Below are 771 nucleotides of genomic sequence, written 5' to 3' on the forward strand. Positions count from 1 at the left end.
CTCAGCTGGTTAGAGCGCTACACTGATAATGTAGAGGTCGGCAGTTCGAGTCTGCCTGGGACTACAAGCCACGAAAGTGGTGAAGTGCCGAACACGTTTCGGCACCCTTTAAAAACAGGATGCGGTAGATATCGCAATACACGTTCATTGAGATTGAAATATTGAAGGAAATTCTAAAAGTTGGGTAACCTGTCAACTATAAACTGGCAACTGCCGACTTATGGAAAACGGGGGATTAGCTCAGCTGGCTAGAGCGCCTGCCTTGCACGCAGGAGGTCATCGGTTCGACTCCGATATTCTCCACCAGGCAATGCCTGGAGATATGAAATAGGGTCTTCAAGTATTGTACGTGAAGTATCGATAGGATTTAATTGCCTGTCGTGTCTCACGACAACGTTCATTGACATATTGGAACAGGATATATAACATTAGTGTTGTATATACCTAAAAAGAAAGAAACACGAATCTTAGTCGTATACCTTCGGGTATGCGATGATAGTAAAGAGTACGAATATATAATAAGTAAGCAATAAGAAGGTTTGGCGACAAGCTGGAAAAGGGCGTATGGGGAATGCCTAGGCTCTCAGAGGCGAAGAAAGACGTGATAAGCTGCGAAAAGCTACGGGGATCGGCACACACGATATGATCCGTAGATATCTGAATGGGGCAACCCACTATGTTGAAGACATAGTATCCGCAAGGAGGCAAACCCGGGGAACTGAAACATCTAAGTACCCGGAGGAGGAGAAAACAAAAGTGATTCCGATAGTA

The 771-nt window shown here is 45.0% G+C and carries 1 tRNA gene and 1 rRNA gene; both read left to right on the plus strand.

Annotation, left to right across the window (positions count from 1 at the left end):
* Window positions 1–229: 229 nt before the first annotated feature.
* Window positions 230–306, plus strand: a tRNA-Ala gene (locus ACFQZJ_RS17200).
* Between the two features lie 238 nt (window positions 307–544).
* Window positions 545–771, plus strand: a 23S ribosomal RNA gene (locus tag ACFQZJ_RS17205); the annotation flags it as partial.

It is taken from the genome of Maribacter chungangensis (assembly GCF_042676845.1).
Taxonomy (GTDB): domain Bacteria; phylum Bacteroidota; class Bacteroidia; order Flavobacteriales; family Flavobacteriaceae; genus Maribacter; species Maribacter chungangensis.